This window comes from Deinococcus rhizophilus (genome assembly GCF_030271215.1).
GTDB classification, from domain to species: domain Bacteria; phylum Deinococcota; class Deinococci; order Deinococcales; family Deinococcaceae; genus Deinococcus; species Deinococcus rhizophilus.
This window is the reverse complement of sequence record NZ_JASNGB010000158.1, coordinates 1-7079: the sequence shown is the minus strand read 5'-3', so window position 1 is coordinate 7079 and position 7079 is coordinate 1. Positions and strand designations below refer to the sequence as shown.

Annotated in this window: 6 protein-coding genes, 1 tRNA gene and 1 pseudogene; all 8 read right to left on the bottom strand. The window is 71.8% G+C overall.

What is annotated here, in order from left to right:
• The coding region (locus QOL99_RS13560; protein WP_285524588.1) for a polymer-forming cytoskeletal protein at positions 1-1482 on the bottom strand (1482 nt) is incomplete at its 3' end.
• Positions 1415-1963 (bottom strand): cyclic pyranopterin monophosphate synthase MoaC, encoded by a 549-nt coding sequence (moaC, locus tag QOL99_RS13555; RefSeq protein WP_285524587.1) that lies wholly within the window; start codon positions 1961-1963, stop codon positions 1415-1417. The genes moaC and QOL99_RS13560, both read right to left, overlap by 68 nt.
• Complete coding sequence (locus QOL99_RS13550) at positions 1960-2568, bottom strand: YceD family protein (protein ID WP_285524586.1); 609 nt, start codon at positions 2566-2568, stop codon at positions 1960-1962. The genes moaC and QOL99_RS13550 overlap by 4 nt, the downstream gene beginning before the upstream one ends.
• A 65-nt stretch (positions 2569-2633) precedes the next feature.
• Positions 2634-3692: a glucose-1-phosphate thymidylyltransferase gene (locus QOL99_RS13545; RefSeq protein WP_285524584.1), complete on the bottom strand. Its 1059-nt coding sequence runs from the start codon at positions 3690-3692 to the stop codon at positions 2634-2636.
• Positions 3693-3806: 114 nt separating this feature from the next.
• Positions 3807-3881 (bottom strand) — tRNA-Glu (locus QOL99_RS13540).
• A 142-nt stretch (positions 3882-4023) separates the two neighbouring features.
• On the bottom strand, positions 4024-5445 hold the full coding sequence (gene lpdA, locus QOL99_RS13535; RefSeq protein WP_285524582.1) for a dihydrolipoyl dehydrogenase: 1422 nt from the start codon (positions 5443-5445) through the stop codon (positions 4024-4026).
• A 457-nt stretch (positions 5446-5902) separates the two neighbouring features.
• Positions 5903-6850 carry a pseudouridine-5'-phosphate glycosidase gene (locus QOL99_RS13530; RefSeq protein WP_285524579.1) on the bottom strand — a complete coding sequence of 316 codons (948 nt, stop codon included), beginning with the start codon at positions 6848-6850 and terminating at the stop codon, positions 5903-5905.
• A 92-nt stretch (positions 6851-6942) separates the two neighbouring features.
• A pseudogene (locus QOL99_RS13525) lies at positions 6943-7079 on the bottom strand (carbohydrate kinase); the annotation flags it as partial.

The window sequence follows — 7079 nt, the reverse complement described above, 5'->3', positions numbered from 1 at the left end:
CGCGACGCCCCCCAGCCCCAGCAGGCTGCCCACGGCGTCTGGCCGGGGGAGTCCCAGGCGGCAGGCCACCACGCGCCCGGCGTCGTAGGCGCTGACGCTCAGGCCGGTGGCGACCAGCAAGAAGGCCGCCGCGACAGCAAAGAGTCCCGGCACCAGCAGCCCGCTGAGCGCCAGCGCCAGGGCGGGGCCGATCAGGGTGGCCAGGGCCAGCACGCCCAGGGCGAGGGTGCGGAGCGGGGCGTGCCGCTGCCGCCGGGCCAGCAGGGGCGCGGCGCCCGTCACGAACAGCAGCCCCAGGGCGCTCGCCGTCAGGGTCAGGAAGATGGGCGCCCAGGCGGCTCCGTTCAGCCAGCCCAGCAGCGGCCGGAAGGCCGAGGCGGTCGCCAGCCCCAGTCCGGTGGGAGGCGGGGTCTGCTGCGCCGTCGCGTCGCCCGGGGCGCGGCCCAGCAGGGCATGCACCTGACCGCGCACCTGGGCACCGGGGGCCCGCTGCACGTCCCCGAAGAGGGTCACGACCTCACCGCTCACCCGCGCCCCGGCGAGCAGCTGCACGTCGCCCCCCACCACGATCACGTTGCCCGCCACCGGCCCCTGCACCGTCCGGGTCTGACCCAGGGTGATGCCGCTGTGCTGTGCCGCCTGGTAGAGCGGTGGCAGGGTCAGCGCCGCCGAGAGCACGAACCCGGCGGTTCCCAGCCGCTGCACGGCGGGCGTGGGCTGCCAGACGACCAGGGCGCTGACCAGCAGCAGCAGCCCCAGTCCCAGCCCGACCAGCGGCGAGAGCCCCGCGACGAGGCCCTGAAGCACGTCGGCCCCCGCCGCGAGGCCCGGCCACGCCTCGGTGAGTCCCAGCAGCGTCAGGCCCACCAGCAGTCCCCCCACCAGCAGGGTGGGGGCGGGGTTGTGCGGCCGGGGGGGTGGGGAGGAGGCAGACCCCACCCCCCGTACGTCCGCGCCGATCCGGGCCGTCACGGCGGCGGCCAGCGAACCGGGAAGGACCGGAGCCGACCGCAGGGCCGCGCTCCAGGCCACCTCGGTCGCCACGGCATAGGCAACGGAGCGCGGCGGTGGGGAAGGAGGGGAAAGGGTGCCCAGCCGGGCCGCGAATGCCACCTCCCGCGCGATCCCGGCGGCGACCGGCTGGGGTGGGCGGGGCAGGGGGGCGGCGCTCAGGTGGGCGCTCCAGGCGATCTCCGAGGCGAGTTCGGGCGCCAGGGAACGGGGAGGATGGGGTGGCTCCAGCCCGCGCAGGAGCTGCTCGGCGCGGGTGAGGTCCCGGCGCAGGCGCCCGAAGGCGGGGTCCTGCGACAGCGCGGCGACCCGCGCCCGCTCGGCCCCGGTCAGTTCACCGTCGGCCTCGCGGCGCAGCAGATCCAGCCAAGCCCCGTGCTCTCCCGTCCCCATACGGTTCCTGTTACGCGGGTCGGCCCATTCCAGTTCCCGCATCAAGGCCAGCTCCCGGACCAGGGCCAGTGCCCGCATCAGGCGCGTGGTAGTCGCCGCTCTTGCCGCCCGCCTTGTGCAGCAGCCGCACGTCCTCGATGGTCAGGGCCTTGCTGCTGGCCTTGAGCATGTCGTAGACGTTCAGGGCCGCCACCGTCACGGCGGTCAGGGCTTCCATCTCCACGCCGGTCGGGGCCGTGGTGCGGACGGTGGCCACGATCCGCACGCCCTCCGGCTCCAGGGTGACCGTGACCTCCGCCCCGGTCACCGGGATGGGGTGGCACAGCAGCACGAGATCGGCGGTGCGCTTGCTGCCCGCCAGCCCGGCCAGCCGCGCCACCGTGAGGGGGTCGCCCTTGGGCGTGCGGCCTGCCTCCAGCGCGGTGCGGGCTTCCGGGGTCAGGCGCACCCAGCCCTCGGCGGTCGCGGTGCGGGCGGTGGGCGTCTTGGCGCTCACGTCCACCATGCGCGGCTCGCCGTCCCGGAAGTGGGTAAGGCCGGGGGCCCCCTCCTGGGTCACTCGTCGTCTCCGGGCAGCTTCAGGTCGCGCAGCCCGGCGAAGGGGGTCTGCTTGGCGTGGACGGTGCCCTCCGGGATGCCCAGCAGGGCGTCGATCTCCTCGACGGGCACGCGGGCGCTGTGTTCGCAGGGACCCTCGTTGAGGTCGTGGCCGCACACCTGGCACAGCCCCAGGCAGTCGGGCGCGTGCAGGGCACTCAGCGGGGCGGCCAGCAGCGCCGTCTCCGCGAGGTAGGCGCTGAGGTCGAGGTCGGTATCCCCGAAGACCAGCACGTCCTCGCCGCTCTCGGCTTCCTCGAGGTGCGGAAGGGTCACGGCGGGGTCGTAGCGCAGCAGGGTCCCGAGCTGCAGTTCCAGCGGCACGGGTACGTCGCGCAGGCAGCGGGCGCACTCCATGACCAGCGTGGGCGAGAACTCCCCCTGAAGGTACATCTCGCCGCCGCCCAGCGCGTTGACGTCGATCTCGTAGGCGGCAGGTTCGGCAAAGGTCAGCCGGTGCTCCTCGCCGCCCTGCTCGTAGGTGAGGTGGTCAAGTTGACCCTCGGCATGCGCGTCGGTTTCGCGGCGCAGCAGGGTCCCCAGATGAATACGGGGTGTGTCGCTCATCGGACCATGATAGGCCCGCCCTCACCGCAGGACGGGGGGCGGGGCACGGTCGCGGGCCAGGCGGATCAGGCCAGTTCGACGATGCTGGCGTCCGAGAGGGTCAGCTTGTGGGTGCGGGGCACCGTGCGCCCGCCGCGCACCTGCGCCCGCACCCCGATCAGGCAGTCTTGCAGGCGGGTGTCGACGTCCTCGATGCGGGCCTCGGCGTCCACCACGCTGTGCTCGACCTCGGCCCGCCGGATCACGCTGCCCTTGCCCACGCTGGTGAAGGGGCCGATGTAGGCGTCCTCCACGACCACGCCCTCGCCCAGCAGCACCGGCCCCACGATCTTGCTGCGGATCACCCGCGCCGAGGCGGGCACGATGACCCGCCCGGTCAGGCGCGAGTCCTCCACCTCGCCCTGCACGTCGGCGGTGATCTGCTCGAGCAGCAGCCGGTTGGCATCCAGCAGGTCGGCGGGGCGCCCGGTGTCCTTCCACCAGCCCTCCACCCGCTGCCCCAGCACCCGCTCGCCGCGCTCCACGAGGCCCTGGATGGCGTCGGTGATCTCGTACTCGCCCCGCGCCGAGGCGGGCATGCCGTCCAGCACCCCGAACACCTGCGGGGTAAAGCAGTACAGCCCCGCCACCGCCATGTTGCTGGGCGGGTCCTTGGGCTTCTCGACCAGCCGGACGATGCGGTCGCCGTCGAGTTCGGCCACCCCGAAGGCGGTGGGGTCGGCCACCTCCACCAGGGCGATCACGGCGGCGGGCCGCTCCTGCTCGAAACGCTCGATGTAGGGCCGCACCCCGTGTTCGAAGAGGTTGTCGCCCAGATACACGCAGAAATTATCCTCCCCGACCCACTCGCGGGCGGTCAGGACGGCGTGCCCCAGCCCGAGCTGCCGGTGCTGGTCGATCAGGGTGACCTGGGCGCCGGGGGCCTGCTCCAGCGTCAGCTCGATCTCGGCGCGGGTGGCGTCCGAGACGATGATGCCGACCTCTTGGATTCCGGCGGCCAGCAGGGTCCGCAGGGCATGGACGATGATGGGCGCCCCCGCCACCGGCAGCACCGGCTTGGGGCGGGTATAGGTCAGGGGACGCAGACGGGTGCCCAGGCCAGCGGCGGGAATGATCGCTTTCATTGCCCGCATCATGCCACGCGGCCCCCCGGCGCCGACTTGAGGAAAAACAGAGCGCGGCCCGGTGCGGCGCAGGAACACAACAAAAACCCCCGCCGGGGCGGAGGCTTCTGGTCGTGGTGACCCCAACGGGATTCGAACCCGTATCGCTACCTTGAAAGGGTAGTGTCCTAACCGTTAGACGATGGGGCCACACCACTTCAGTTTGCTCCCGGCGCTGGGCCTGGGCGAGCTGCCTTTCAAGGGGCGCCGTTTCCGGCACGCACGGAAGAATACCGGTCAGGGGCAGGTTCGTCAACAGGGGGCGCAGCCTGCACCGCGCCCCCAGAGTCCCTCACATGTGCAGGGCGCGTTTGTCGGCGGCCAGCGCCGCTTCCTTGACCACTTCCGAGAGGGTGGGGTGGGCATGCACGGTGCGGGCAAGGTCCTCGGTGCTGCCGCCGAACTCCATGATGGCGACCGTTTCCCCGATCAGCTCGGAGACGTTGGGGCCGACCATGTGGACGCCCAGAATCTTGTCGGTGTCGGCATCGGCGACGACCTTCACGAAGCCGCGCGGATCACCGTGGCCCAGGGCGCGGCCGTTGGCGCTGAAGGGGAACTGCCCCGCCTTGACCCTGTGGCCCTTCTCCCCCGCCTGCTTCTCGGTCAGGCCCGCCCAGGCGATCTCGGGCGAGGTGTAGATCACCCAGGGGATCACGTCGTAGTTGACGTGTCCGGCCTGCCCGGCGAGGGTCTCGGCAAGGGCCACGCCCTCCTCCTCCGCCTTGTGGGCCAGCATCGCGCCGCCGATCACGTCGCCGATGGCGTACACGCCGGGGAGGTTGGTGCGGTAGTGCCCGTCCACCTTCACGAAGCCGCGCTCGTCGAGTTCCAGCCCGACCGCCTCGGCCCCCAGGCCCGCCGTGTGCGGCACGCGCCCGATGGACACGATCAGCTTGTCGAAGCGGGCGGTCACTTCCCCCTCCTTCCCGGTGTAGGTGACCGTCACGCCGGAGTCGTCCTGCCTCACGGCGCTGATGTTCACACCGAAGTGGAACTCCAGCCCCTGCTTCTGGAACTGCTTGAGGGCCTCCTTGCTCACGGCGTCGTCGGCGGCCATCAGGAAGCCGGGCAGGGCCTCCAGGATGGTCACCTGCGCCCCCAGGCGGCGCCACACGCTGCCCAGCTCCACCCCGATCACGCCCGCGCCGATCACGCCGAGCTGCTGCGGCACTTCCGTGAAGGCCAGTGCGCCGCTGTTCTCCACCACGTGCCCGCCGAAGGGCGCCAGCGGCAGTTCGCGGGGGCTGCTGCCCGTCGCCACGATGACGTGCCGGGCGACGACTTCGGTCCCCGCGCCCCCACTTTCGGAAACAGCCACGACCCAGCCGCCCTCGTCCTGGCGGACCAGTCGGCCCAGGCCGTGAAACGAGGTGACCTTGTTCTTCTTGAACAGGTAGGCGATGCCCCCCGTCAGCTTGTCCACGACGCCTTCCTTGCGGCCCAGCATCTTGCCCAGGTCCACGCGGACGCCGTCCACCTGAATGCCGTGCTCGGCGGCGCCCTCGCGAATCATCTCGAAGCGTTCGCTGGAATCCAGCATCGCCTTGCTGGGAATGCAGCCCACGTTGAGGCAGGTGCCGCCGAGGCTGGCCTTGCCCCCGCGCTCGAAGGCGTCCACGCAGGCCACCCGGAAGCCGAGCTGCGCGGCCCGGATCGCCGCCACGTACCCGGCGGGGCCGCCACCAATCACCATCACGTCATATGCGTCCATACCGCCTCCGAGCGTACCACCCCCCTCCGGGGCGGATTGCGGCGCGTTCCNCCAATCACCATCACGTCATATGCGTCCATACCGCCTCCGAGCGTACCACCCCCCTCCGGGGCGGATTGCGGCGCGTTCCTGAGGAGGAGACAGGAGGGTGACCAGCAGGGAGGCCGCGCCGGGAAGGGTCCGGGCGCGGCCTGCGGGGGAGGGGGTGGAAAGGGTGCGCGGTAGACCGGCGCGGAAGGGTGACTCCAGCATGGGACGGCTTCGCCGTCCACCCCCCTCCCGACCTCCCCCGCAAGGGGGGAGGAGCTAAAAACGCCGTGCGCATTGACTCACGTAGCTTCATAAGCTAGATATCTGCGTCACCCAGCGCACAAGGAGGGAGGGAAAAAGAGTCTGTCTGAGCCCCTGACCTCTCCAATACACGTCAAGCGTCGCAAGGGGGAAGAAGAACGACGGTCTATTCCTGCAGCGCCGCGTAGGCCGAGGCCACCCGTGCAGCCACCGCCGCGTTGTGGCGCACCAGCGCGATGTTGGCCGCGAGGCTGCGGCCCCCGGTGATCTCCACGATGCGGCCCAGCAGGTAGGGCGTGGTCTCCTTGCCCGTCAGCCCCAGGGCGGCCATGTCCGAGAGCGCCTGCTCGATGTGCCCGGTGATTTCCCCGGCGGGAATCTCCGCCTCCTCCGGGATGGGGTTGGCGAGCATGACGCCGCCCGTCAGCCCCAGCGACCACTTGGCGTGCAGCACGCGGGCGGCCTCGGCTTCCGAGGCGACGGTCAGCGGGGAGGCGAAGCCGCTGCGGCGCGAGTAGAAGGCGGGGAATTCCTCGCTGCCCAGCGTGATCGCGGGCACGCCCTGGGTTTCGAGGACCTCCAGCGTGAGACCGATGTCGAGGATGCTCTTCACCCCGGCGCTCACCACGCACACGTCGGTGCGGGCGAGTTCGGTGAGGTCGGCGCTGATGTCCATCGTCTCGCCCGCGCCCCGGTGCACGCCGCCTGTGCCCCCGGTGGCAAAGACCCGGATGCCCGCCAGGGAGGCGATCCGCATGGTCGAGGCCACCGTGGTCGCCCCGTGCCGTCCGAGCGCCACCGTGACGGGGAGGTCACGGGTGCTGATCTTCTGCACGTTCCTGTCGGTGGCGAGCAACTCCAGCTCGTCGGGCGTCAGGCCCACCTTGAGCCGCCCGCCCAGCACCGCGATGGTCGCGGGAATGGCCCCGTGTTCGCGCACGACGGCCTCCACGCCCCGCGCCATCTCGACGTTCTGGGGGTAGGGCATCCCGTGGCTGATGATGGTGCTTTCCAGGGCGACGACCGCCTGACCGCCCGCGAGCGCGTCGGCGACCTCGGGGTGCAGGTCGGTCAGGGCGGCGACTTCGGGGCGGAGGGGGGCAGGGGTAGGCATGGGGACTCCTTGGGGGGTGAGAGGCGGGGGTTGAGCTGGGCTGAGGGCCTGAGCTGGCTCGAGTGCTTGAGCTGGGATGGGAAGCGGGGGCTTCAGGGCTGCGGGCGCCCGAGCCGCGAACGCACGGCGGCGGGCGTGAGGGTGGGGGAGACGGTGTGCGGACTCTCGACGGTGAGGGCGGCGGCGGCGTGGCCGTGCCGGGCGGCTTCCTCCGGGTCGGCCCCGCCCA